At 40.0% G+C, this 26,868-nt stretch carries 23 protein-coding genes and 1 tRNA gene; 18 read left to right on the forward strand and 6 right to left on the reverse strand.

Annotation, left to right across the window (positions count from 1 at the left end; genetic code table 11):
- Nucleotides 1–9: 9 nt before the first annotated feature.
- Nucleotides 10–2,544: a DNA mismatch repair protein MutS gene (gene mutS, locus HMPREF9180_RS09155; RefSeq protein ID WP_006146261.1), complete on the forward strand. Its 2,535-nt coding sequence runs from the start codon at nt 10–12 to the stop codon at nt 2,542–2,544.
- 40 nt (nt 2,545–2,584) lie between these two features.
- Here the strand turns inward: mutS and HMPREF9180_RS09160 are convergent, their stop codons facing one another.
- On the reverse strand, nt 2,585–3,043 hold the full coding sequence (locus HMPREF9180_RS09160; protein ID WP_006146262.1) for a DUF3021 domain-containing protein: 459 nt from the start codon (nt 3,041–3,043) through the stop codon (nt 2,585–2,587).
- Nucleotides 3,040–3,480 carry a LytTR family DNA-binding domain-containing protein gene (locus HMPREF9180_RS09165; RefSeq protein ID WP_025168768.1) on the reverse strand — a complete coding sequence of 147 codons (441 nt, stop codon included), beginning with the start codon at nt 3,478–3,480 and terminating at the stop codon, nt 3,040–3,042. Before HMPREF9180_RS09165 ends, HMPREF9180_RS09160 begins: the two co-directional genes overlap by 4 nt.
- Before the next feature lie 285 nt (nt 3,481–3,765).
- Here HMPREF9180_RS09165 and HMPREF9180_RS09170 point away from each other — a divergent pair, with 285 nt between their 5' ends.
- The 7 genes from HMPREF9180_RS09170 (at nt 3,766) to HMPREF9180_RS09200 (ending at nt 16,031) form a co-directional block, all read left to right on the forward strand.
- On the forward strand, nt 3,766–4,194 hold the full coding sequence (locus HMPREF9180_RS09170) for a GtrA family protein (RefSeq protein ID WP_025168769.1): 429 nt from the start codon (nt 3,766–3,768) through the stop codon (nt 4,192–4,194).
- Nucleotides 4,195–4,214: 20 nt separating this feature from the next.
- Nucleotides 4,215–6,281 (forward strand): Ig-like domain-containing protein, encoded by a 2,067-nt coding sequence (locus HMPREF9180_RS10390; RefSeq protein ID WP_006146265.1) that lies wholly within the window; start codon nt 4,215–4,217, stop codon nt 6,279–6,281.
- A 695-nt stretch (nt 6,282–6,976) separates the two neighbouring features.
- Entirely contained in the window at nt 6,977–7,390 is a 414-nt protein-coding gene (gene rpsL / locus HMPREF9180_RS09180; protein WP_006146267.1) for a 30S ribosomal protein S12, read from the forward strand.
- A 19-nt stretch (nt 7,391–7,409) separates the two neighbouring features.
- Nucleotides 7,410–7,880, forward strand: a complete 471-nt coding sequence (rpsG, locus tag HMPREF9180_RS09185; RefSeq protein WP_000087873.1) for a 30S ribosomal protein S7 — start codon at nt 7,410–7,412, stop codon at nt 7,878–7,880.
- Nucleotides 7,881–8,301: 421 nt separating this feature from the next.
- Nucleotides 8,302–10,383, forward strand: a complete 2,082-nt coding sequence (gene fusA, locus HMPREF9180_RS09190; RefSeq protein WP_025168770.1) for an elongation factor G — start codon at nt 8,302–8,304, stop codon at nt 10,381–10,383.
- A gap of 114 nt (nt 10,384–10,497) precedes the next feature.
- A complete protein-coding gene (locus HMPREF9180_RS09195; protein WP_006146270.1) occupies nt 10,498–14,889 on the forward strand; it encodes a PolC-type DNA polymerase III in 4,392 nt (1,463 codons plus the stop codon).
- Between the two features lie 278 nt (nt 14,890–15,167).
- Nucleotides 15,168–16,031 (forward strand): helix-turn-helix domain-containing protein, encoded by an 864-nt coding sequence (locus tag HMPREF9180_RS09200; RefSeq protein ID WP_025168771.1) that lies wholly within the window; start codon nt 15,168–15,170, stop codon nt 16,029–16,031.
- A gap of 9 nt (nt 16,032–16,040) precedes the next feature.
- Here the strand turns inward: HMPREF9180_RS09200 and HMPREF9180_RS09205 are convergent, their stop codons facing one another.
- Nucleotides 16,041–17,624 (reverse strand): ATP-binding cassette domain-containing protein, encoded by a 1,584-nt coding sequence (locus HMPREF9180_RS09205; RefSeq protein WP_006146272.1) that lies wholly within the window; start codon nt 17,622–17,624, stop codon nt 16,041–16,043.
- Nucleotides 17,625–17,815: 191 nt separating this feature from the next.
- Between HMPREF9180_RS09205 and HMPREF9180_RS09210 the strand changes: the two genes are divergently transcribed.
- The 8 genes from HMPREF9180_RS09210 to HMPREF9180_RS09245 all read left to right on the forward strand — a co-directional run bounded on the left by HMPREF9180_RS09210 (nt 17,816) and on the right by HMPREF9180_RS09245 (nt 22,702).
- Nucleotides 17,816–18,079 (forward strand): type II toxin-antitoxin system RelB/DinJ family antitoxin, encoded by a 264-nt coding sequence (locus HMPREF9180_RS09210; RefSeq protein ID WP_006146273.1) that lies wholly within the window; start codon nt 17,816–17,818, stop codon nt 18,077–18,079.
- Complete coding sequence (locus HMPREF9180_RS09215) at nt 18,072–18,350, forward strand: type II toxin-antitoxin system RelE/ParE family toxin (protein WP_006146274.1); 279 nt, start codon at nt 18,072–18,074, stop codon at nt 18,348–18,350. Before HMPREF9180_RS09210 ends, HMPREF9180_RS09215 begins: the two co-directional genes overlap by 8 nt.
- 20 nt (nt 18,351–18,370) lie before the next feature.
- A complete protein-coding gene (locus HMPREF9180_RS10350) occupies nt 18,371–18,523 on the forward strand; it encodes a hypothetical protein (protein ID WP_006146275.1) in 153 nt (50 codons plus the stop codon).
- A 23-nt stretch (nt 18,524–18,546) separates the two neighbouring features.
- Nucleotides 18,547–19,788, forward strand: a complete 1,242-nt coding sequence (locus HMPREF9180_RS09225; protein ID WP_006146276.1) for an aminopeptidase — start codon at nt 18,547–18,549, stop codon at nt 19,786–19,788.
- A 9-nt stretch (nt 19,789–19,797) separates the two neighbouring features.
- Nucleotides 19,798–20,028 carry a GlsB/YeaQ/YmgE family stress response membrane protein gene (locus tag HMPREF9180_RS09230; protein WP_006146277.1) on the forward strand — a complete coding sequence of 77 codons (231 nt, stop codon included), beginning with the start codon at nt 19,798–19,800 and terminating at the stop codon, nt 20,026–20,028.
- Between the two features lie 140 nt (nt 20,029–20,168).
- On the forward strand, nt 20,169–21,077 hold the full coding sequence (locus HMPREF9180_RS09235) for a LysR family transcriptional regulator (RefSeq protein WP_006146278.1): 909 nt from the start codon (nt 20,169–20,171) through the stop codon (nt 21,075–21,077).
- A gap of 31 nt (nt 21,078–21,108) precedes the next feature.
- Nucleotides 21,109–22,137: a tRNA preQ1(34) S-adenosylmethionine ribosyltransferase-isomerase QueA gene (gene queA, locus HMPREF9180_RS09240; protein ID WP_006146279.1), complete on the forward strand. Its 1,029-nt coding sequence runs from the start codon at nt 21,109–21,111 to the stop codon at nt 22,135–22,137.
- Between the two features lie 76 nt (nt 22,138–22,213).
- A complete protein-coding gene (locus HMPREF9180_RS09245) occupies nt 22,214–22,702 on the forward strand; it encodes a hypothetical protein (RefSeq protein WP_025168772.1) in 489 nt (162 codons plus the stop codon).
- A 37-nt stretch (nt 22,703–22,739) separates the two neighbouring features.
- Here HMPREF9180_RS09245 and HMPREF9180_RS09250 read toward each other — a convergent pair whose 3' ends face one another.
- Nucleotides 22,740–23,273 (reverse strand): hypothetical protein, encoded by a 534-nt coding sequence (locus HMPREF9180_RS09250; RefSeq protein WP_025168773.1) that lies wholly within the window; start codon nt 23,271–23,273, stop codon nt 22,740–22,742.
- A gap of 222 nt (nt 23,274–23,495) precedes the next feature.
- Between HMPREF9180_RS09250 and HMPREF9180_RS09255 the strand changes: the two genes are divergently transcribed.
- On the forward strand, nt 23,496–24,200 hold the full coding sequence (locus tag HMPREF9180_RS09255; protein ID WP_006146282.1) for a hypothetical protein: 705 nt from the start codon (nt 23,496–23,498) through the stop codon (nt 24,198–24,200).
- 133 nt (nt 24,201–24,333) lie between these two features.
- A complete protein-coding gene (locus HMPREF9180_RS09260; protein WP_006146283.1) occupies nt 24,334–24,960 on the forward strand; it encodes a hypothetical protein in 627 nt (208 codons plus the stop codon).
- Between the two features lie 283 nt (nt 24,961–25,243).
- Here the strand turns inward: HMPREF9180_RS09260 and HMPREF9180_RS09265 are convergent.
- Nucleotides 25,244–25,316 (reverse strand) — tRNA-Lys (locus tag HMPREF9180_RS09265).
- 262 nt (nt 25,317–25,578) lie between these two features.
- Complete coding sequence (locus HMPREF9180_RS09270) at nt 25,579–26,850, reverse strand: replication-associated recombination protein A (RefSeq protein ID WP_025168774.1); 1,272 nt, start codon at nt 26,848–26,850, stop codon at nt 25,579–25,581.
- Nucleotides 26,851–26,868 lie beyond the last annotated feature (18 nt).

Consider the following 26,868-nt stretch of genomic DNA (forward strand, 5'->3'; position numbering starts at 1 on the left):
AGAAGGTAAATGACTACTGAGAAATTATCACCGGGTATGCAACAGTATGTGGATATCAAAAAACAATATCCAGATGCTTTTTTGCTCTTTCGTATGGGTGATTTTTATGAGTTATTTTATGAAGATGCAGTCAATGCTGCACAGATACTAGAAATCTCACTGACCAGTCGCAATAAAAATGCCGAAAATCCTATTCCCATGGCTGGAGTTCCCTACCACTCTGCCCAACAGTATATCGATGCTTTAGTGGAACGTGGTTACAAGGTTGCCATCGCTGAACAGATGGAAGACCCTAAACAGGCTGTTGGTGTTGTCAAACGTGAGGTTGTCCAGGTTATTACACCAGGGACAGTTGTTGATAGCAGCAAGCCAGATAGTCAAAACAACTTTTTGGTAGCCATTGATTGTGATGGTTCCCAATATGGTTTAGCCTACATGGATCTGGTTACAGGAGATTTTTATGTAACGGGGATATCAGATTTTTCTCTAGTCTGTGGTGAAATCCGCAATCTCAAGGCTAGAGAAGTAGTGGTTGGCTACGACTTATCCGAAGCAGAGGAACAGATTCTCAGCCGTCAAATGAATCTAGTGCTTTCCTATGAACAAGAGATAGGTGAAGATGTGCATCTGTTAGATTCAGGATTAGCGCCCATTGAAAAAGCTGCCAGTGGTAAACTTCTCCAGTATGTTCATCGGACGCAGATGAGAGAGTTGAATCACTTAAAACCTGTTATCCGTTATGAAATCAAAGATTTCTTGCAGATGGATTATGCAACCAAGACCAGTTTGGATTTGGTTGAAAATGCTCGCTCCGGCAAGAAACAAGGCAGTCTTTTCTGGTTGCTAGACGAAACTAAGACTGCTATGGGTATGAGACTCTTGCGTTCTTGGATTCAACGCCCCTTGATTGATAAGGACCGTATCTTAGAACGTCAGGAAGTTGTGCAAGTCTTTCTGGACTATTTCTTTGAGCGAAGCGATCTAACGGAAAGTCTTAAGGGAGTATACGATATTGAGCGTCTAGCCAGTCGTGTTTCTTTTGGGAAAAGCAATCCCAAAGACCTCTTGCAATTAGCGACTACCTTAGGAAGTGTTCCACGAATTCGCGCAATCTTGGAGGGAATAGAGCAACCAGCCCTCGCTTATCTGATTGAACAACTGGATGCTATTCCTGAGTTGGAAAGCCTGATAAGTGCTGCTATTGCCCCTGAGGCTCCTCATGTGATTACAGAGGGAGGAATTATTCGAACTGGTTTTGATGAGACCTTGGATAAATACCGTCGTGTTCTCAGAGAAGGGACAGGCTGGATTGCTGAGATTGAGGCAAAGGAAAGAGAAAACTCTGGCATCCATACTCTCAAGATTGATTACAATAAGAAAGATGGCTACTATTTCCATGTGACCAATTCGCAGCTAGGTAATGTTCCAGCCCACTTTTTCCGTAAGGCTACGCTGAAAAACTCTGAGCGTTTTGGAACAGAAGAGTTGGCGCACATAGAGGGAGAAATGTTAGAGGCGCGTGAGAAATCAGCAAACCTAGAGTACGAAATCTTTATGCGTATCCGTGAGGAGGTTGGCAAGTATATCCAACGCCTGCAACCTTTAGCACAAGGCATTGCGACAGTTGATGTCTTGCAAGGACTAGCAGTTGTAGCTGAAAATCAGCATTTGATTCGCCCAGAGTTTGGTCAAGACTCTAAAATTGATATTCAAAAAGGTCGTCATGCTGTCGTCGAAAAGGTCATGGGAGCTCAAACCTATATCCCTAATAGTATCCAAATGGATGAAGAAACCAGTATCCAGCTGATCACAGGGCCTAATATGAGCGGGAAGTCAACCTATATGCGCCAGTTGGCGATAACAGCAGTCATGGCACAAATGGGTTCCTATGTTCCGGCAGAAAGTGCTTACTTGCCAATCTTTGATGCAATTTTTACCCGTATCGGTGCAGCAGATGACTTGGTTTCAGGCCAGTCTACCTTTATGGTAGAGATGATGGAAGCTAATAATGCCATTTCTCATGCGACCAAGAATTCTCTCATTCTCTTTGATGAACTTGGTCGGGGGACAGCAACTTATGATGGGATGGCTTTAGCCCAGTCTATCATCGAGTACATTCATGAGCATATTGGAGCTAAGACGCTCTTTGCGACTCACTACCATGAATTGACAAGTCTTGAGGCTAGTCTTGAACATCTAGTAAATGTTCACGTGGCTACGCTTGAGCAAAATGGACAGGTTACCTTCCTTCACAAGATTGAACCAGGTCCAGCAGACAAATCGTACGGTATTCACGTTGCTAAGATTGCAGGATTGCCAGCAGACTTGCTAAAAAGAGCGGATGCGATTCTAACTCAACTAGAGAGCCAAGGTCAGGAAAATCCAATTTCTATCAATCAAAGGAATGTTGTCAATGAGCAAATGTCTCTCTTTGATGAAAAGGAAGAAAATCCTATCCTAGCAGAATTGGCTGAAGTAGATGTGTACAATATGACACCTATGCAAGCCATGAATCTCTTGTTAGAGCTGAAACAAAAATTATAAGTCAAAAACCCACTCCGTTTTGTGAGTGGGTTTTTAGGTCTTATTTTTTCTGAGCCAATAATTGGTTGATGTGGGCAACCTTCTTTGATTCTCTTTTATAGAGAACAACCCAGATGATGAGGTAGACGATGGCAAATTCTGGGATGAGCTGAAGGATGAAAGTCCAGTGAAGAGGGAACCAGCCTGCTAGGATTGCTAGAGGGACAAAGCCTAGCAACATAAGGAAAAAATGAGTGACTGTAGCTCTAAGGAGACTCCAGTCTTGGGCGAAGAGACGACCGCCGAAACTAAAGAGGATACCAATCGCTGCCCAGATAAGCAGACAGTAAAGTAAGACGAGTGATCCATGCACCTGATGTTGGGTCATGAATTGTCCAATTAAAGAGTTGGGGCTGAGAGGTGCGTAGTTACTTGGTGAGTGGATAAACGAAAAGATAATAGATAGGATGAGGCCGATGAGGATACCAGTTGTGGCATCGTGAAATACTTGTTTTTTCATAGTTCTAATTTCTCCTTAATAGCTTTGAGGTAACGGCGAGATGAGTAGGTGAAACTGTCATTTTTAAGATAGATTTCAATCAAGCCGTTAGAGGTTAGTTTTAGATGACTGATCGCATCAATATTGACAATTTCAGATTGGGAAATTTGGATAAAGGAAGCAGGTAGAATTTCACTTGCTTGGTAGAGACGAATGTCAAGTGTATAGGTTTGGCTATCCGTTTCGGCCAGAACCTTACGATTTTCAATGTATACACGCTGAATCTTGCTAATCTGAATCAAGTAGACCTGGTCTTGGAATTTTCCTTTAAGAGTTTCTTTTTGTTCAAGATTTTGTACAAAGTCCTGAACCTTTTGAACTCTAGGGGACAAGGTCGGTGCCTCTATGATGATTTGCTCTTCGGTGTATTGCTGATCAATGTCGAGTTTGACTTTCATAATTTCTCCTTTATAGAGTTGTAATAGAGATCTCTTACTTACAAATCTATTAAACACCATTTTTTTAACAATTACAAGGTGATTTGACTATATGGTAGAAAAGAGGGTCTATGTGGTTGGAGTTAGGGTAGAACACTCATAAAAATGTAAGTTTCCATCTATATCTTTAAGTGATACATCATGTAGTAATAAATCTAGTAAAAAAGAGCTAAAAAGTACTAAGATATGTTGCACTTTTTTAAAAATGTTGTATAATGAAGTGATAGTAAATTTTTGGGGGCTGGATTGAAAAATTTGTTTGCAAAACTGTTCGATAAAACTTTCTTAAAATTTATTGTCGTTGGTATTATTAATACCGTGTTTGGAACGGCCATTATGTTTTTCTGTTTTAATATACTACAGTTAGACTATTGGTTTTCTTCAGCAATGAACTATATTTGTGGAGGAATTCTTAGCTATTTCCTAAACAAAAAATATACATTTGCTGTAAAAGAAACTAGTAGAAAGTCCGTTGTTCGTTTCACTATCAACTTAACCGCATGTTATTTGATAGCTTACGGAGTTGCAAAGCCTATTGCCATGTTTATTTTCCAAGGAGCGGGAGAAAAATGGCAAGGGAATATTGCGCTTTTCATCGGAATGGGACTGTATGTATTTTTAAATTATATAGGGCAACGGTTTTGGGCGTTTAAAACGGATAAAAAGATTTTATGAAAGAAAGGACTAGGGGAAAAATGAAATCTTTCTACAAAAAGCTAGTTGTACTACTAGCGATGGTTGGAGTAGCTGTCCTCGGTTTATCCATTATTAACCCAGTGTCAGCAGCAACTGTTACACCAACCATTACAAACCTCAAAGCAGATACATCTGGTCAAAAAGTTACATTTTCTTTTGATTGGGACTTGACAGGTAAATCTGTTAAAGATGGGGATACTTTCACCATTGACGCTCCTGAAGGTGTCAATATCACTGAACTCGCAACGCAATCACTACAAGCCAATGGTGCTGAAGTAGCTACGATTACGATGACCAACAAAAAGATTACTTTTACATTCAAAAAAGCAATCGAGTCAATGAACGAAAACGTTAAGGGTGGATTCCAATTCCGTGCAGTGTGGGATAGCACACCAGGAAATCCTGGTAACAAAACAGCTACTTCAAAAGTAGGTTCTGAATCAGTCATCATTACTCGTCCTGATGGACCTGGTGTATTTGAATCTGTTTTAAATAAATATAACCTTACTGGTGACTATGTAGCTAAGGAATTCAAATTAGACGCATCTGAAAACTATGCATGGATGAAAGTCGGAAGTGACTACTATCTTACAAAATGGTTCATCCGTATCAACGGAGATGGTAAAAAACAAGCCCTCACTAATCCAGTTGTATCAGACAAAATTCAAGCTCCAGCTGTAGATTACTCTAAAATCACTTTTGCTCCAGCTGCTAACCATGCGGCAAATGAATTCTTTGTAGGAACTTACTTGAAACCATCATTCACACTTAGAAAAGGTGGACAAGTAGTTGCTTCAGGTTGGGATTTCTGGAAACATGTGAAATTCGATGCAGATGGCAATGGATTCACTGTAAACTTATCTGATGTTAGTGATGTATTCAAAACAGCAAATAGCGATGAAATTATCGTTGAATACCAAACATTGATTCCAAAAACAACTATCCGTGTTGATAACAACGCTACTTTGAAAGCTGATGAAATTACAACACCACAAACAGATCCAGCATTCTGGAACAATACAGAATTGAAGTTCTGGGTAACAGGGGATAAAACCGTAACTGTTGAAAAAGAATGGGTTGGCGATAGCGAAGCAGATCGTAAAGACATCACTGTTCAATTGATGGCCAATGGTCAAAAATTGGAAGGTATGACTAAGACATTAACCAAGGCTTCAGGTTGGTCAGCTGAGTTTTCTAAATTGCCAGGTATTAAAGATGGACAACCAATCGTTTATTCTGTAGTAGAAACGAATACACCTGATGGTTATACTTCAAAAGTTGAACCAATCAATGGTTCTAATGTTATCAAAGTTGTAAACACTTCAAATAAACCAACAACAACTACGACAACAACTACAACAACGACTGCAGCTCCAACTACAACAAGTACAACGACAGCCTCAACAACTGCAGCAACTACAACAACAGAGTCAACAACGGCTTCAACAACTGCAGCAACTACAACAACAGAGTCAACAACGGCTTCAACAACTGCAGCGACTACAACAACAGAGTCAACGACAGGCTCAACAACTGCAGCAACTACAACAACAGGCTCAACAACTGCAGCAACTACAACAACAGAGTCAACAACGGCTTCAACAACTGCAGCGACTACAACAACAGAGTCAACAACAGGCTCAACAACTGCAGCAACTACAACAACAGAGTCAACGACAGGCTCAACAACTGCAGCAACTACAACAACAGAGTCAACAACAGAGTCAACAACAGGCTCAACAACTGCAGCAACTACAACAACAGAGTCAACGACAGCTTCAACAACTGCAGCGACTACAACAACAGAGTCAACAACAGGCTCAACAACTGCAGCTCCAACAACAACTACGACAACAACTACAACAACAGAGTCAACAAATGTAACTCCAAAAGCAACCACAACTACAACACCTGGTGAACCAGAAAATCCTGGTTCAACATCTACAACTGAAGACGAACCAGGTCTTCCGTTTACAGGTGAAGCTACTGGAGCAGCACTTGTATTTGCAGGTGTAGTAATCTTGTCAGGCGCAATTATCATCAAACGCAAATTTACTGATAAATAAGAGTTGTAACTGATTATTAGTAATGAAATGACATTAATGAGGGAACGAATTTCGTCCCTCATTTTTTTGTATTGGTTGCTATGATATTGTGCTAGTTAGAAAGATGAAGATTCCCATATATTCTGTGACTATTTCAAATGTAAATTGATCGTATGTTCCACTTGCTACTTTTCATAATGAAAATGAGTACATAAAACAGACAAGATTTTGAGATATAAGCAGGAATGGATAAAAAGGGTAATTTTTTAAACGGTCGTCGACTTATCGAAGTAGAATGTCTTACTTGATAGAATTTAATTAAGAAATAGTAGCATGAAAAATATGAGTAGACATCTAGTACAAACTAAAGTTTATATGTTTTTGTATAGTGATATCTTTTTGTCAAAACTTTGTGGACAAGATCGGATGTTGTAGAGCATGTAGAAGACTAAATTACCAAATTAGTCCATACAATACTGGAGTCAATAATGAGGAGTTGAATATGAGAGATTATTAAAGTAACGGAAGTAGAAAAATAAGAAGAAATGTATTGACAAAGATAGGAAAAACGTGGTACAATACTAGACGGTACTTTTTACTTTTGGTCTCTCAAGAGTGTACAGGGACGTGCTGACAAATGTTGCAAAAGTACACGCAGATGATAGCTGTCACCAAGTGTATCATCACCAAAAATAAAAAAACACAGGAGAATGTAGATGCCTACAATTAACCAATTGGTTCGCAAATCGCGTAAATCAAAAGTAGAAAAATCTAAATCACCAGCTTTGAACGTTGGTTACAACAGTCATAAAAAAGTTCAAACAAACGTTTCTTCACCACAAAAACGTGGTGTTGCAACTCGTGTTGGAACAATGACACCTAAGAAACCTAACTCAGCCCTTCGTAAATTCGCTCGTGTACGTTTGAGCAACCTTATCGAAGTGACTGCTTATATCCCAGGTATCGGACACAACTTGCAAGAACACAGCGTGGTTCTTCTTCGTGGTGGACGTGTAAAAGACCTTCCAGGGGTACGTTACCATATCGTCCGTGGAGCACTTGATACTGCAGGTGTAAACGATCGTAAACAAGGCCGTTCTAAATACGGTACTAAAAAACCAAAAGCATAAGGAAAGGGGATAAAGAGAAATGAGTCGTAAAAACCGTGCGCCTAAACGCGATGTATTGCCAGATCCGCTTTACAATTCACAATTAGTTACTCGTCTTATCAACCGCGTTATGCTTGATGGTAAACGTGGTACAGCTGCTTCAATCGTCTACGGTGCCTTTGAACAAATCAAAGAAGCTACTGGAAACGACGCACTTGAAGTATTCGAAACAGCTATGGAAAACATCATGCCTGTACTTGAAGTACGTGCACGCCGTGTCGGTGGTTCTAACTACCAAGTCCCAGTTGAAGTTCGTCCAGAACGTCGTACAACTCTTGGACTTCGTTGGTTGGTAACAATCGCTCGCCTTCGTGGTGAACACACAATGCAAGACCGTCTTGCAAAAGAAATCTTGGATGCTGCTAACAACACTGGTGCAGCAGTTAAGAAACGTGAAGACACTCACCGTATGGCTGAAGCTAACCGTGCCTTCGCACACTTCCGTTGGTAAGATAGGATGCGAAAGCGTTAAGAAAGTCCAAGAGAAAATAGGGAATCGAAGCAGGTTGCGATTGCAACCAATGAGATTCATCTTTTTCTCCAGACTTTTAGCTTGAGCTCAACTAATCATGATGCTAGGAACGGTAAGGATGCAAAGTGAAAATAGGAAACTGACGCAGTATTCGACGAATACAAGGAAGTTTATCTTTTTCACACAGCATCCCGTTCCGGCTCAAATTGGCTAATTAACTTTAGCTCGGGTTCAAATCAGTTAACTTGAGCTTTTAGCCCGAGTTCAATTCAACTCATCTACAAGTTAAAACCAACAAAAACAAGATAAACACTGAGAACGGGTGGGTCCTGCCTATCCGTTTTTATTGAAATCGTGTTATAATAGAATAGAAATAAAAAATATAGGAGAAACAAACCTCATGGCACGCGAATTTTCACTTGAAAAAACTCGTAATATCGGTATCATGGCTCACGTCGATGCTGGTAAAACAACTACAACTGAGCGTATCCTTTACTACACTGGTAAGATTCACAAAATCGGTGAAACTCACGAAGGTGCGTCACAAATGGACTGGATGGAGCAAGAACAAGAACGTGGTATCACGATCACATCTGCTGCAACAACAGCTCAATGGAAAGACACTCGTGTAAATATCATCGACACACCAGGACACGTGGACTTCACTATCGAAGTACAACGTTCTCTTCGTGTATTGGACGGTGCTGTTACCGTTCTTGACTCTCAATCAGGTGTAGAACCTCAAACAGAAACAGTTTGGCGTCAAGCAACTGAATACGGAGTTCCACGTATCGTATTTGCCAACAAGATGGATAAAATCGGTGCTGACTTCCTTTACTCAGTAAGCACACTTCATGACCGTCTTCAAGCAAACGCTCACCCAATTCAATTGCCAATCGGTGCTGAAGATGACTTCCGTGGAATCATTGACTTGATCAAGATGAAAGCTGAAATCTATACCAACGACCTTGGTACAGATATTCTTGAAGAAGATATTCCAGCTGAATACCTTGACCAAGCTCAAGAATACCGTGAAAAATTGGTTGAAGCAGTAGCTGAAACTGATGAAGATTTGATGATGAAATACCTTGAAGGTGAAGAAATCACTAATGAAGAATTGAAAGCTGGTATCCGTAAAGCGACAATCAACGTTGAATTCTTCCCAGTATTGTGTGGATCTGCCTTCAAGAACAAAGGGGTTCAATTGATGTTGGATGCAGTCCTTGACTACCTTCCAAGCCCACTTGACATCCCTGCGATTAAAGGTATCAACCCTGATACAGAAGAAGAGGAAGATCGTCCAGCATCTGATGACGAGCCATTTGCAGCGCTTGCCTTTAAGATCATGACTGACCCATTCGTAGGTCGTTTGACATTCTTCCGTGTTTACTCAGGTGTTCTTCAATCAGGTTCATACGTATTGAACACTTCTAAAGGTAAACGTGAACGTATCGGACGTATCCTTCAAATGCACGCCAACACTCGTAAAGAAATCGAAACAGTTTACGCTGGTGATATCGCTGCAGCTGTTGGTTTGAAAGATACAACAACTGGTGACTCATTGACTGATGAAAAAGCGAAAATCATCCTTGAATCAATCAACGTTCCAGAACCAGTTATCCAATTGATGGTTGAACCAAAATCTAAAGCTGACCAAGACAAGATGGGTATCGCCCTTCAAAAATTGGCTGAAGAAGATCCAACATTCCGTGTTGAAACAAACGTTGAAACTGGTGAAACTGTTATCTCTGGTATGGGTGAGCTTCACCTTGACGTCCTTGTTGACCGTATGCGTCGTGAGTTCAAAGTGGAAGCAAACGTAGGTGCTCCTCAAGTATCTTACCGTGAAACATTCCGTGCTGCAACTCAAGCACGTGGATTCTTCAAACGCCAATCTGGTGGTAAAGGTCAATTTGGTGATGTTTGGATTGAATTTACTCCAAACGAAGAAGGTAAAGGATTCGAATTCGAAAACGCAATCGTCGGTGGTGTGGTTCCTCGTGAATTTATCCCAGCGGTTGAAAAAGGTCTTGTAGAAGCAATGGCTAACGGTGTTCTTGCAGGTTATCCAATCGTTGACGTTAAAGCTAAGCTTTACGATGGTTCATACCACGATGTCGACTCATCTGAAACTGCCTTCAAGATCGCTGCATCTCTTGCACTTAAAGAAGCTGCGAAGACTGCACAACCAGCTATCCTTGAACCAATGATGCTTGTAACCATCACTGTTCCAGAAGAAAACCTTGGTGATGTTATGGGTCACGTAACTGCTCGTCGTGGACGTGTAGATGGTATGGAAGCACATGGTAACAGCCAAATCGTTCGTGCTTACGTTCCACTTGCTGAAATGTTCGGTTACGCAACAGTTCTTCGTTCTGCGTCACAAGGACGTGGTACATTCATGATGGTATTTGACCACTACGAAGATGTACCTAAGTCAGTACAAGAAGAAATTATTAAGAAAAACAAAGGTGAAGAATAATTCATTCTTCCTCTAAAGAGAAGCCACTTTGTGGCTTCTTTTTCTGTTCAGTAGAATTGGCTAAAATCCCTTTAAATATGGTAAAATAGAATCAGTATAATGTGAGGAAAATGGATGTCAAATACTTTTGAAATTTTATTGAATCAGTTGGGAATTCCCGCTGAAATGAGAAAAAATCCAGCATTCTCTCAGGCTGAGATTGAACAAGTTATTGTTCATAAACAGAGTAGGGTTTGGGAGTTTCATTTTGTTTTTGAGAATATCTTGCCTTTTGAAATCTTTTTAGAGCTCAAGAAGGGATTGAATGAAGAGTTTTCGAAAACAGGGAATCAGGCAATTTTTGAAATAAAAACTCGCCATCAGGAGTTTTCAAAAGAGCTTTTGCAAGCTTACTATAAAGAAGCTTTTGCGGAAGGTCCATGCTCTAGCCAAAGTTTTCGGGCAATTTACCAAGATTTTGAAGTCAGAAACGAGAATAAGCAACTAGTCATCGTAGGAACGGATGCAGCAGATACTGATCATTTTCGAAAAAATCATTTGCCCAACCTTTCCAAGCAGTTAGAAAAGTTTGGTTTCCCGTTTTTTAAATGTGTGCTTGAGAAAAATGAAAATCTGAGTCAGGAAGAGCAAGAGAATTTTCAGACTGAAAATCAAAAGATTGTGCAAGCCGCTAACGAGGAAGCTCTTCGTGCCATGGAGCAGTTGGAACAAATGGCTCCCCCTCCTGTAGAGGACAAGCCTGTTTTTGATTTTCAAGCCAAGAAGGCTGCTGCGAGACCAAAATTAGACAAGGCTGAAGTGACTCCTATGATTGAGGTTGACACAGAGGAGAATCGTCTGGTATTTGAAGGAGTAGTTTTTGATGTCGAACAGAAGGTGACCAGAACGGGTCGTGTCTTGATTAACTTCAAGATGACGGACTATACTTCTAGTTTTTCGATGCAAAAATGGCTTAAAAATGAAGAAGAAGCCCAGAAATTTGATATAATCAAGAAAAATTCTTGGCTTCGTGTTCGTGGAAATGTTGAAGTGAACAACTATACGCATGATTTAACGATGAATGTCCAAGATGGGCAGGAAGTTGTTCATTACGAACGTAAGGATTTGATGCCAGAGGGAGAACGACGGGTCGAATTTCACGCTCATACCAATATGTCCACCATGGATGCTCTCCCTGAAGTCGAAGAACTCGTGGCGAAAGCTGCAAAATGGGGACATAAGGCGGTAGCAATCACGGACCACGGGAATGTTCAGTCCTTCCCTCATGGCTATAAGGCAGCTAAAAAGGCTGGTATCCAGTTGATCTATGGGATGGAAGCCAATATCGTAGAAGACCGTGTCCCTATCGTCTATAACGAAGTGGAGATGGATCTTTCTGAAGCAACTTACGTGGTCTTTGACGTGGAAACGACAGGACTTTCAGCAATCTATAATGACTTGATTCAGGTTGCAGCTTCTAAGATGTATAAGGGAAATATCATAGCTGAATTTGATGAATTTATCAATCCAGGCCATCCTTTGTCTGCTTTCACGACAGAACTAACTGGGATTACAGATGACCATGTAAAAAATGCGAAACCATTGAAACAGGTCCTCCAAGAATTCCAAGAATTTTGCCAAGATACAGTTCTAGTTGCACACAATGCAACCTTTGACGTTGGTTTTATGAATGCAAACTATGAACGTCATGGCTTGCCAAAAATCACTCAGCCTGTGATTGATACGCTTGAATTTGCAAGAAACCTCTATCCGGAGTATAAACGTCATGGTTTGGGGCCTTTGACTAAGCGTTTTGGTGTGGCTTTGGACCATCACCACATGGCCAACTACGATGCGGAAGCTACGGGACGTCTGCTCTTTATCTTTATCAAGGAAGTTGCTGAAAAGCATGGTGTAACGAATCTGGCTCGATTAAATATTGATCTGATTAGCCCGGATTCTTATAAAAAAGCTCGTGTCAAACATGCTACCATCTATGTAAAAAATCAAATTGGCCTAAAAAATATCTTCAAACTGGTTTCTCTTTCAAATACCCAGTATTTTGAAGGGGTTCCCCGTATTCCTCGGACGGTCCTAGATGCCCATCGTGAAGGGCTGATTTTAGGAACTGCTTGCGCAGAAGGTGAAGTCTTTGATACTATATTGTCTCAAGGGGTTGATGCCGCTGTTGAAGTAGCTAAGTATTATGACTTTATTGAGGTGATGCCTCCTGCAATCTATGCGCCTTTAATTGCCAAGGAACAAGTCAAGGATTTAGCAGAGTTAGAAACTATTATCAAGAATTTGATTGAGGTTGGAGACCGCCTTGGCAAGCCCGTTTTGGCTACAGGAAATGTCCACTATCTCGAACCAGAAGATGAGATTTATCGCGAGATTATCGTCCGAAGTCTGGGGCAGGGTGCTGTGATTAACCGGACGATTGGGCATGGAGAACACGCTCAACCAGCTCCGCTACCAAAGGCTCATTTTAGAACAACCAATGAAATGCTCGATGAATTTGCCTTTTTGGGTGAAGATCTGGCTCGAAAATTGGTCATCGACAATACTAACGCTATGGCAGAAATCTTTGAGCCTATCGAAGTGGTTAAAGGAGACCTTTATACTCCATTTATCGATAAGGCTGAGGAAACAGTTGCTGAGTTGACCTATAAAAAAGCCTTTGAAATCTATGGCAATCCGCTTCCAGATATCGTTGATTTACGGATTGAAAAAGAATTGACTTCTATCTTGGGGAATGGATTTGCTGTGATTTATCTAGCGTCGCAAATGCTAGTGCACCGTTCTAATGAACGGGGTTACTTAGTTGGTTCTCGAGGATCTGTTGGATCTAGTTTCGTTGCGACCATGATTGGGATTACAGAGGTCAATCCTCTCTCGCCTCACTATGTTTGTAGTCAGTGCCAGTACAGCGAATTTATCACAGATGGTTCCTATGGTTCCGGATTTGATATGCCCAATAAAGACTGTCCAAACTGTGGTCACAAGCTCAGTAAGAATGGACAGGATATTCCTTTCGAAACCTTCCTTGGTTTTGATGGAGATAAGGTTCCCGATATTGACTTGAACTTCTCAGGAGAGGACCAGCCAAGTGCCCACTTGGATGTGCGCGATATATTTGGCGAAGAATATGCCTTTCGTGCAGGAACCGTCGGTACAGTAGCTGATAAGACGGCTTATGGATTTGTTAAAGGATATGAGCGAGACTATGGTAAATTTTATCGCGAGGCAGAAGTTGAGCGTCTAGCTCAGGGAGCTGCGGGTGTCAAGCGGACGACCGGTCAGCACCCAGGGGGAATTGTAGTTATCCCTAACTATATGGATGTCTATGACTTTACTCCAGTACAGTATCCTGCCGATGATGTGACTGCTGAATGGCAGACGACTCACTTTAACTTCCACGATATCGATGAGAACGTCCTCAAACTCGATGTACTGGGGCATGATGATCCGACTATGATTCGGAAGCTCCAGGACTTGTCTGGGATTGATCCCAATGAAATTCCTATGGATGATCCTGGTGTCATGGCCCTCTTCTCGGGAACAGATGTTCTAGGAGTAACTCCTGAGCAGATTGGTACTTCTACGGGTATGCTTGGAATTCCAGAGTTTGGAACCAATTTCGTACGTGGGATGGTCGATGAAACCCATCCAACGACCTTTGCAGAGTTGCTTCAACTTTCAGGTCTATCTCATGGTACTGACGTATGGTTGGGAAATGCTCAAGATTTGATTAAACAAGGAATTGCCGACCTATCAACCGTTATCGGATGTCGTGATGACATCATGGTTTACCTCATGCATGCGGGTCTAGAACCTAAGATGGCCTTTACCATCATGGAGCGTGTACGTAAGGGAATGTGGCTCAAAATCTCTGAAGAAGAGCGCAATGGTTATATCGAAGCCATGAAGGCCAATAATGTGCCTGAGTGGTATATCGAGTCTTGTGGGAAAATCAAGTACATGTTCCCTAAAGCCCATGCGGCAGCCTACGTTATGATGGCCCTTCGCGTAGCCTACTTCAAGGTTCACCATCCGATTTATTACTACTGTGCTTACTTCTCCATCCGTGCTAAGGCCTTTGATATCAAGACTATGGGTGCAGGCTTGGATGCGATTAAGCGCAGAATGCAAGAAATCGCTGAAAAGCGGAAGAACAATGAAGCTTCCAATGTAGAAATTGATCTTTACACAACACTTGAGATCGTCAATGAGATGTGGGAACGTGGCTTCAAGTTTGGCAAACTTGATCTTTATCGTAGTCAGGCGACCGAATTTATCATTGATGGAGATACCCTCATCCCACCGTTTGTCGCTATGGATGGACTAGGAGAGAACGTTGCAAAACAATTGGTGCGTGCGCGTCAAGAGGGAGAATTCCTCTCTAAAACTGAGTTGCGCAAGCGTGGAGGACTTTCCTCGACCTTGGTTGAAAAGATGGATGAAATGGGCATTCTCGGTAATATGCCAGAGGATAACCAGCTCAGTCTATTTGATGATTTGTTTTAATTTCAAGTCAACTTGTTCAAATAAGCCGACTAAGTTTCATCTAATTAAGACTTAACAGTAAAACCAGTAAAGATGATTTTCATTTCTACTGGTTTTTAGATATGATAGAATATAAATAAGTTTTTATCCAAAGACTAAAACTTTAGAAGTTATATATTGAAATTATCAAAAATAATTGCTATAAATTACTAATAATGATACTCTCAAACAAGAGTAAGCTTAACGGAAGTAGTGTTTGCTATACCTTAATAACTTTTCGATATGGAATGGAGATAAGTATGATTTTAGGTGAAACTTATAGGAAAATAAGAGAAGAAAAGGGGATTTCTATTTCTTCATTAGCAGGTGCTGAAATTTCAAAATCTCAAATATCTAGATTTGAATTAGGAGAAACAGAGATTTCTGTCTTTAAGTTATTGTATCTTCTTGAAAGAATAGGAGTAACACTAGAAGAATTTCTGCTTATCAGTAATCATTATCAACCTTCGGGTTTTAATACCTTAATAGCTTCTGTTAAACAGGCTGCATATAATGAAGATGCTCAAGCATTACTAGATATGGTAGAGAAAGAAATAGAACTTTTTCATGGGACAAATTCTCATTACCATAAATTAAATGCTGTTTTCATTGAAAGTATTGTTTCGGGAATGGATAAGAATCATCAATTGAGTCATCAAGACGCCTCTTATCTTACAAATTATTTATTTTCTGTTGAAAACTGGGGTTATTACGAAACGCTCATCCTTGGAAATTGCTGTCGTGTTCTATCTCCAGATTTATTATTTAGATATGCCAAAGAAGCGCTCAAAAAAGGGAAGTTGTATAGTTCTATACCTAGAAATAGACAATCTCTCATTCAACTACTTCTCAATTCTTTGATTATAATGATTGAGAACGACTTATATGAGGAATCTTTATTTTTAAAACAGGCTACGAAGAATATATTAGCGGATTCCACAGATTTTTTTGAACAAACTATTTTGCTGTATTTAGATGGATATTTGGAACTGAAATTCTATCATAATCAAAAATCACTTTTAAAAATCGAAGAAGCTTTAAAAATTTTCGAACTCTTCAATAAAACAATCTACAAAAATTACAAAGAATACTTTGAGAAACACATCATTCATTTAGTAGACTAGGTCATTTATCTATAAGGTAATAACGTGATCAAACTCTTCCAATATTTTTGGATTTTGATCATGAGTAATGACAATAACAATTGCATCTTTAATGGATAGAATGTAGTCCATCATTGCTTTGGCTTTTATTGGATCAAGGTTGCTTGTAGGTTCGTCAAAGATATATACAGAATATGGTTTGACTAAAAATCTAGCTAAATCAATTCGTTGCTTTTCTCCTTCTGAAATGCTTTTGCCTGATTGAGATAGACTCTTATTAAGGAAGTATTCGTTAAATCCTAAGGCTTTTCTTAATTTTTCAGTTAAATAAAGGTTTCTGGACAGTTTGATATTCTCTAGGATATTGCCTTCAATCAGAAAATCATTTTTTTGTACAAATGCAATATCTTTATATAACTCCTCTGAGGGAATATCAATATTCTGTTTTCCGTTGATTTGTATTTCCCCATCATAAAGATTTTTGGAATAATAATTTAGTATTAATTTTACTAAAGTTGTTTTCCCAGCTCCTGAAGCACCGATAATTGCATAGCGCTTGCCTTTTTTAAATTCATAGGAAAAATGATCAAATAATATTTTATTTTCAATTTCATAATGTAATTGGCTAATAGAAATGGTCGAAACGTTATCACAATCAATTGTACTTGTTTTATGGAAAATTTCATGATTTGTCTCATATAGATTTTCTTGGATATTATCAATAATGGACTTGCTACTGCTGATTAAATTTTTATTGTAAAGAATAGATTGTAATGGAGCAAAAACACCGTTTAATAATTGAATACTTGCTACTAGTAATCCAATAGTCAGTAAGTTATTTCTTACAAAAAAGATACCAGCGACCATACAGGATAGTTGAGAGCAAAAACTTAGTAAAATTCCAGTAGTTGAAGCTAAGTCTTTTAAGAATTGATATGTTTTTCTGGACTCTTCAAATTCTAAACTGATTCCCTGAATTTTCTCTTGGATCCAGCTTTGAATATTTAATAACTTAATTTGTTCAAAACCATCAATAAAGTTTGTCATTTTTGATAAATAGTGATTATTTTGTAGAGAATAATTATTAGTTGCTTTAGTCATCAACTTTCCAGGAATTTGTGATAGAAAAACCGTTATACTCGACAATAAAAGAAAGACTAATGCTAATCGCCATTCTATATAAATAATAGCAACCACACTCATGATAAGGCTCCCTAAATTTGCGATTAGAGAGATTCTAGGGATTAATAAATTTTCTTGAACAAGGTCACTGTTTTTGGTGATATTATTTAAGAAATCTGAATGGTTACGGTTGTCAATTTGGTTAAATTCACGCGATAAATAATGTAATAAGAGACGCCTTTTTAGATCTAAAATAACTTTTTTTACATATTGGTTTTTAAGATAGGAATAGGAAGAAGAAATCAAGAACCACAGTAAAATAGAACCTACACAAATAGTGATATGAAAGAGTAATCCACTATTTGAATTAGATATACTATCAAGTATTCTTCCTAATTGGAGAGAGAAGAATGTCATTAAAAGAGCACTTGTCAGACTTAATAAAATAAGCAAGAAATATAGTAATTTATATTGTTTCGTAATCTGGTTCATATTTTTCACCTCTTAATCTATGATAGCAACATTATATTCTAAAACTAAAACTCAGGCTGAGATCTCCCATATTTGGGACATTAATTTTATTTCTTTACTATATTTTGGCTTATAGCTATCCATTGTATATCCAATGAGTTTACATTAGCCGTCTTTTTTGTTAAAATAATAAATAGAAAGAAGGTGAGAATATGCCAAAGACGAGTATGAGCATCCGTCTGGATAGTGAGGTTAAGGAGCAGGCCCAACAGGTTTTTAATCATTTAGGAATGGATATGACGACAGCTATCAACATTTTCCTTCGTCAGGCTATTCAATATCAAGGTTTGCCTTTTGATGTTAGGCTTGATGAGAATCAGAAATTGCTCCAAGTATTAACGGATGTAGACCAAAATCGTAATATGAGTCAGTCTTTTGAATCTGTCTCAGACTTGATGGAGGACTTGCGTGCTTAAGATTCGTTACCATAAACAGTTTAAAAAAGATTTTAAGTTGGCTATGAAGCGTGGGTTGAAGGCAGAATTATTAGAAGAAGTATTGAATTTTCTAGTTCAAGAAAAAGAACTTCCTGCTAGATATCGCGACCATCAATTGACGACGTCCAAACATTTTCAAGGGGTTCGTGAGTGTCATATCCAACCAGATTGGCTTTTGGTCTATAAAGTAGACAAGTCGGAAGTAATTTTAAACTTGCTGAGGACAGGAAGTCATAGTGATTTATTTTAATATATTTTAAGGAGTTCAAGATGAAACTCAGAATTTTTGCAGAAGATAAGCCGGCTGAAAAGGTATTTGACTATCAGCTAGAGCTTGCAGATGAAACAATCATTTTATCGACAGCACTCTTGTCTGGCGCTATTGCTTTAGCAGGCTTGTTTGCTGCTTTGAATGAAAAATAAACTAATAGAAAAGGGAAAGATGGATGGTTTTACCAAATTTTAAAGAAAATCTAGAAAAATATGCCAAATTATTGGTTGCAAATGGAATCAATGTGCAACCTGGTCACACTTTAGCTCTCTCTATCGATGTGGAACAACGCGAGTTGGCTCATTTAATCGTCAAAGAAGCTTATGCCCTTGGTGCACATGAAGTTATTGTCCAATGGACAGATGATCTCGTCAACCGTGAGAAATTTCTCCATGCGCCAATGGAGCGTTTGGACAATGTACCAGACTATAAGATTGCTGAAATGAACTACCTCTTGGAGCATAAAGCAAGTCGCCTTGGGGTCCGTTCGTCTGATCCAGGTGCCTTGAACGGAGTGGACGCTGAAAAACTCTCAGCTTCTGCTAAAGCGATGGGAATTGCGATGAAGCCAATGCGTATTGCAACTCAATCCAACAAAGTTAGCTGGACTGTAGCAGCCGCAGCTGGACTCGAGTGGGCTAAGAAGGTATTTCCAAATGCAGCAAGTGATGAAGAGGCAGTGGACCTCCTTTGGGACCAAATCTTTAAGACCTGTCGTGTCTACGAAGAAGATCCCGTTAAAGCTTGGGAAGAACATGCAGCTATCTTGAAGAGCAAGGCTCAAATGCTCAATAAAGAGCAATTCTCAGCTCTTCACTACACAGCTCCTGGAACAGACTTGACACTTGGCTTGCCTAAGAACCACGTGTGGGAATCTGCCGGAGCTATCAATGCTCAAGGCGAAGGATTCTTGCCAAATATGCCAACAGAAGAGGTCTTTACAGCTCCTGACTTCCGTCGCGCAGATGGTTATGTAACGTCTACAAAACCGCTTAGCTACAATGGAAATATCATCGAAGGCATTAAGGTAACCTTCAAGGATGGTCAAATCGTTGATATCACTGCTAAAAAAGGTGATCAGGTCATGAAAGATCTAGTTTCTAAAAATGCTGGTGCGCGTGCCTTGGGTGAATGTGCCTTGGTACCAGATCCAAGTCCAATTTCTCAGTCAGGTATTACTTTCTTTAACACTCTTTTCGATGAAAATGCTTCGAACCACTTGGCTATCGGTGCAGCCTATGCAACTAGCGTTGTAGGTGGAGCAGAGATGAGTGAAGAAGAGCTTGCGACTGCAGGGCTCAACCGTTCAGATGTGCACGTTGACTTTATGATTGGTTCTAACCAAATGGATATCGACGGTATCCGTGAGGATGGAACACGCGTACCACTCTTCCGCAATGGAGATTGGGCAAATTAAGGAGAAACTATGCTTGGAAGTATGTTTGTCGGCCTTTTAATCGGACTACTAGCTGGAGCTATTACCAATCGTGGAGAACGTATGGGATGCTTTGGGAAAATGTTTCTCGGTTGGATTGGAGCCTTTATAGGACAATTAATCTTTGGTGCTTGGGGGCCAAGCCTAAACGGTACAGCCATTATCCCATCAGTTCTTGGTGCCATGATTTTGTTAGCCATCTTCTGGGAAAGAGGAAGCTAAGTTTCGATTTGAAAGCTTAGTTAACAATGAAGATAAAAGAGGTTGGAACTGTTCCGACCTCTTTTAATATTCACAGAGCATAATAGGGCATACAGTTACTGGTTCTTTTTATATTGCGTCAAGTATGGTACAATAAAAGCATGAGAATTCAACAATTACACTATATTATCAAAATCGTAGAGACAGGTTCGATGAATGAGGCTGCCAAGCAACTTTTCATTACACAACCGAGTCTATCAAATGCCGTTCGTGACCTAGAAAATGAGATGGGGATTGAGATTTTTATCCGCAATCCCAAGGGAATTACCCTCACACGTGATGGGATGGAGTTTTTATCCTATGCCCGTCAGGTTGTCGAGCAAACTCAACTTTTAGAAGAACGCTATAAGAACCCCATCGCTCATCGCGAGCTTTTTAGTGTGTCTTCGCAGCACTATGCTTTTGTGGTTAATGCTTTTGTTTCCTTGCTTAAGAAAAGCGATATGGAAAAGTATGAGCTTTTTTTGCGTGAAACCAGAACTTGGGAAATCATCGATGACGTCAAGAACTTCCGAAGTGAAGTAGGAGTCCTCTTTTTAAATAGCTATAACCGAGATGTCCTCTCTAAGATGTTGGATGACAACCATCTAGTTGCCCACCATCTCTTTACAGCACAACCCCATATATTTGTAAGTAAGACCAATCCCCTTGCTAAAAAAGACAAGGTACAGTTGGCAGACTTAGAAGACTTCCCATATTTGAGCTATGACCAAGGTACCCATAATTCCTTCTATTTCTCAGAAGAGATTTTGTCTCAGGAACACCACAAGAAATCCATCGTTGTTAGTGACCGTGCGACCTTGTTTAACCTCTTGATTGGTTTGGACGGTTATACTATCGCGACAGGGATTCTGAATAGCAACCTCAATGGGGACAACATCGTTTCCATTCCACTTGATATTGATGATTCCATTGAGCTGGTTTATATCCAGCATGAAAAGACGAGCCTATCTAAGATGGGGGAACGCTTTATTGACTATCTACTGGAAGAAATCCGCTTTGATAGCTAAGAATAATAGAGAAATGGACTGAAAAATTATAATGAATACCAATGATTTTGATTTTGATTTACCTGAGGAACTGATTGCTCAGACACCGTTGGAACAGCGGGATGCATCCAGACTTTTGATTGTTAACCGTAAAACAGGGGAATTTCAAGATCGCCATTTTCACTCAATCATTGAGATGCTAGAACCTGGCGATGCCCTTGTTATGAATGATACCCGTGTCCTACCTGCTCGTCTCCATGGAGAAAAGGAAGAAACAGGAGGCCACGTTGAACTCTTGCTTTTGAAAAATACTGTTGGTGATGAGTGGGAAGTGTTAGCAAAACCTGCCAAACGTCTTAAGGTCGGCGCCCGTGTTATCTTTGGGGATGGTCGACTTAGCGCAGTCGTGACTGAGGAATTAACTCATGGCGGTCGTATTGTCCGCTTTGAGTATGAAGGAATTTTCCTAGAAGTGCTTGAAAGCCTTGGAGAAATGCCTTTGCCTCCTTATATCCACGAAAAGTTGGATGATCAAGAGCGTTATCAAACCGTCTATGCCAAGGAGAGTGGGTCAGCTGCTGCCCCAACAGCTGGTTTGCATTTTACCAAGGAATTACTAGAAGAAATCCAGCAAAAAGGCGTTCACCTAGTCTACCTGACCTTGCACGTTGGACTTGGGACCTTTAGACCTGTTACAGTAGATAATTTGGATGAGCATGAGATGCACTCAGAGTTTTATCAATTGTCTGAGGAAGCTGCAGCGACCTTGCGTCAGATCAAAGAAAATGGTGGCCGTGTGATTGCCGTTGGAACAACCTCTATCCGTACGCTAGAAACCATCGGAAGCAAGTTTGATGGGCAAATCCAGGCCGACTCTGGCTGGACCAATATCTTTATCAAGCCGGGTTATGACTGGAAAGTGGTAGATGCTTTTTCTACCAACTTCCATTTGCCCAAGTCTACCTTGGTGATGCTAGTTTCAGCCTTTGCGGGCCGTGAATTGGTTCTCGAAGCCTACCAACACGCGATTGAGGAAAGATATCGTTTCTTTAGCTTTGGCGATGCCATGTTTATCTATTAAGGATGAGAAAGGTAAGTAGAGGAGAAAGATAGTTACTACTGAATTGGCATCCATCTTGTCAATGAAGGAGGAGAAGATGTCTTCAAAAAAACAAGCAAATTGGAGGCTTGGTTGTAATCTATTACTTACGGCAGTCCTCGTAGGTGTTGCTCTTTTATATTTTTCAGTCAAAAATGCCTACAATCACACTCTGCAACCTGGGCAAAGTGTAACAATCCGTGTCCGTCCTAAGACAGACCAACTAGAGTATAGTTCAGAATTGATTTTAGAAAAGAAGGATGATCAAAAAATCAAATTATCTGGAAGAGATGTTTGGTCTGAACAATTCAGTGGCCTGTATTTTGAAGTAAAAGAAAATAAAATCATCCAGTTAGGCAATTCTGGTAATGATGGTACTGAGCTTTCCAACAATCAACAGGATATTCAATTGGTAGAAGATGGGATAGTGGACAGCTATCTAGGTAAAAAAGTTTTTGATGCAACCAAAAGCAAGCCCTACACCATCACCGTAACAAATGTAGACGACAAGCCAGCCAGCTTTTATACGCAAGTGGTGAATCGCTAACAACACAAAAAGCCCTACATTAGGGCTTTTTTACTTGCTAATATAAGAAATCAATGCCGTAGTTTTCTTTGAGATAGCTCGCTAATTCTGCTTTTTCTTCCTCTCTAAATCGACAGAGGCTAACGAAGAAACGTAGTTTCAAGGTGCTTGTATTGATGATGATGTTTGACTTAGAAATATCTTCTAGCTGGGTGACCTCTCTGAGGTCAAAATCTAAATAGCAAACCTTGCTGTTGACATGATCAGGGTCGCTAACATCCACTTCAACATAAGATGCTCGCAGTAATTCTTCTTTTGGAATGAAGATTTCTTTTGAGGAGAAGAGTCCAGGATAGACAGAAATACCTGCAAAGGTGAATTCAAAGGAGACTCTGCGACTAGTCAGTCTTTTGATACCTGCAATCGTTGAATAGATAGCAGCGAAAAAGAGAATGGTTGGAACCACTGTGAGAAGACTCAGTTGAGAAAAGTCGATCAATCCATGCGCGAGAAAAAAGAAAAATTGAAAAAATACACCCGATGCAAAGAGTAGATAGCCACCACCGATAAGTTTTGAATAATAGATTTTCATAGGGACCTCCAAATATAGAATTGAACTCACCAACGCTTTTCCAGTTGAAGGAGTAAAGATCATGCAGAGTTAAATTTCTAGGTATTCCCATCATATCCTATAGAGCGAAGTTCTGTCAACCTTTTAGCAGGATGTAGCTATTAGCTATTCTATGACCTAGTAAGTTGGTTTATGGTATACTAGTATTAAAATGTTATTCAGAACAGATAAGAAGGTATATTGATGTCAAAATCTTCAAAGAAAAAGAAAGCAGTGATCGAAGAACGCTACCACGGCCCTTTGATCACACATGGCGTTAGTTTAGGTTATATTAAGTTATATCCATGGATTGGTTTGGCATTGAGCGGTTTTATGTATTTGGTTGGAAGTTATGAAGATAATCTAGGTATCTTTAAAGGGCTTTCTTTGCTTTGCGGTGTTGTGAATATATTTGGTATTATCATTTCTTTTATTCCCTATTTGGTAAACACGTGGAAGGCTTTAATATATCATTTAATAGCCCTCACAGTGTTAAGCTTAGTGATAGGTTTAGATTTTATTGGTTTATTAATGGTTATTTCAGACGGCAGTCCTATAGGAGCTAAGGAGATATATCAATCCCCTCTCACTCCATTTTATGTTATCTTTATATTACTTCTTTTTATCTTTGCTTGTGGCCTCTATGCTTGGTACTATCTCCCAAAGAATCAGGGGAAAGTCTGGGCCTTTAATCAAGTAAAAGGGGGAAGTAGAAAGAAAATATGGTGGAATAATTTTGCAATAGCTTTTGCTGGGGCAACAATCATTCCCGCCCTCCTAACAGGTTATATTCAGATTGCTTTTGGTGTTTTATTGGGAATTTTATTTACTTTGACCCTGCCAGCTGTCATGGTAGATGCGGTTTATGCGGCTCGCTATGTACGCAAACACCCAGAATATGAAGAGTAGGATTCTCATTTTGAAGCTTGTTCCTAATAGCTAGAAGACTTTGAGAACAATTTTTTTATCTAATCCCTTATTTAGTTTGCGTTATAATGAGGGCTAAATGTATTGTGACGGACGCTCAAATTAGGAGAAGTAAATGAAAAATAAACACAAATTTATCTTTTGTTCACTCGTTTTTCTTGTTTATCTTTTCTTGTTCATTTTGAAGCCAATCTACCAATATATTTCATTTTCTAAGATGGATGTGAATAGTAGTATGGTTCAATGGATTCAAGATAAAAATGATCAGGATTGGCATGCTCTTGATAAGCATATTCATCTAGTGCCCTCAAAAGAAAATGGAAAGAACATCGGTCTTATCTATGTGGTGGATGACTATAATCAAATTGAAAGTAAGATTTCTTCTGAGAATCAAGCGGTATCCATCAGTTACAATAATAGATTACAAGGAGACAAGCGTGTTGAAATTAGTTGGTTAAATGGGGAAAAGCGGTTGTATCATGCTGGGAGATATTTGAAATTAGCAGGTGAAAATCAAGCTGTGATTGAAAGTAGCACAGGTTCTTCAGTGAACGTTTGGGAACAACGTTCGGAGGAAGCTAAAAAGCGATTATATGCAGTTGTAGAACAAATGAAACAAACTGTTCTAGAGCATTTGTTCCAGCAAATAGTGTTCCGTTCGTTAGCTGTCATTCTCTTTCTTTTAGGGTGGAGAATTTACGGTGCTTTCAGAAAACGTGGAGATTCGCAATCACCAATGTAGACGATAAACCAGCCCACTTTGAAGCACGAGTGGGGGATCGGTAAACTTGAGAGACCGTAATTTGCCAGAAGAATTGGGGAGATGTGACCGTCAAGGATATTTGGAGAGAGGATTTATCTAAAAACTAGAAAATAAGTTATTTCTTTTATAACAGAAAAAGCGAGCTTTGTCATAAAGCGCGCTTATTTGTATTCATTAAAAATGTGGGGCAAATGATGGGGCAAATCAGTTATAGACAAGCAAAAAAGCCTTGGTTATCAAGGCTTTTTCCTGTTGATTTAGATGCCCCCTACAGGGCTCGAACCTGTGACCCATAGATTAAGAGTCTACTGCTCTACCAACTGAGCTAAGGAGGCAAATAAAAAGCTGTATTGGTGCCGAAACTTCACGGTTTGTATTGAACCCGCGCAATTAAGCAGGTGGGCAACTCGCTCTAACTGAAGCTGTTTCCGTGTGAGACGGCCTACATGCTGTTAGAAGACTTTTGTTTCCCTAATAATACAAAAATAGTCGGTCAACACTTATGTGTGAGTTCGTACACCACAGCGTTTCTATGATTATATGATACCACTTTTTCAAAAAAAATCAAGAGTGAATTGCAAATTTTTGGAAAGGATTTCATTCTTCTCGCAAATGGTCAATGATTTCCTTTCGCTGAGCTAAGGCTTTTTCGTATTTCCCAGTATCTTCGGGTTTGAAATAATGATGGTCACGGATTTTTTCTGGTAGGTATTCTTGCTTGATCCAGTGACCTGGATAGTTATGAGGATAGAGATAGTCTTGGGCATTCCCTAGTTCCTTGCTTCCACTGTAATGACCATCTCGCAAGTGACGTGGAATCGGCAGATGCCCCGATGCTTTAAGGTCAGACAAGGCCTTATCTATAGCCAAGTAGGCTGAGTTAGACTTGGGCGAAAGTGCCAGATCAATGATAACATTGGCAATGAGGATGCGAGCTTCGGGGAAGCCGATTCTTTGTGCAGCATCCAAAGCAGTTACGGTATGAATCTGAGCTTCAGGATTGGCCAAACCAATATCCTCATAGGCAATCACAGTCAAACGCCGTGCTAGGCTAGGAAGATCACCAGCTTCTATCAAGCGAGCAGCATAGTGGAGACTAGCATCCACATCCGAGCCACGGATGGACTTTTGCAGGGCAGATAGAACATCATAGTGTCCGTCTCCATCTTTGTCCATAGTGATGTAGCTTCTCTGAAGACTATTTTCCATGATGTCGAGCGTGATGTGGCGAACACCGTTATCCTTTGCTGGAGTAGAAAGAACGGCCAAATCAAGCGAATTGAAGGCAGAACGCAGGTCACCATTAGTAGAGGTTGCGATGAAATCAAGGGCATCCTCATCTAGTTCTACTGGGAAGTCAAAACCTCGTTCAGGGTCAGTCAGGGCTATTTGAATGGCCTCTTTGACGTCTTGATTAGATAGAGGTTCCAGTTCAAAAATCTGAACACGGCTACGAATAGCTGGCGTGACAGAAAAGAAAGGATTTTCAGTTGTCGCCCCGATCATGATAACCAGTCCACTTTCCAAGAGAGGCAAGAGGAAGTCTTGTTTAGTCTTATCAAGACGATGAATCTCGTCTAGTAGCAGTACAAGGCCACCTGAGAATTTAGCTTCCTCAGCAATTTCTTGTAGACGTTTTTTACTATCAACTGTCGCATTGAAGGTCCGAAAAGCATACTTAGTCGTTCCAGCGATGGCTGAAGCGATACTGGTTTTTCCGATGCCTGGAGGTCCGTAGAGTATCATAGAGGATAGGCGATTGGCTTCCACCATACGGCGGATAATCTTGCCAGGTCCAACTAGATGCTCCTGACCGATGACCTGGTCGATGGTTTTGGGGCGCATACGAAGCGCGAGATTGTCTGGCATAGCAGTCCTTTCTAACAT

The sequence above is a fragment of the Streptococcus peroris ATCC 700780 genome, from assembly GCF_000187585.1.
In the GTDB taxonomy this organism is placed as follows: domain Bacteria; phylum Bacillota; class Bacilli; order Lactobacillales; family Streptococcaceae; genus Streptococcus; species Streptococcus peroris.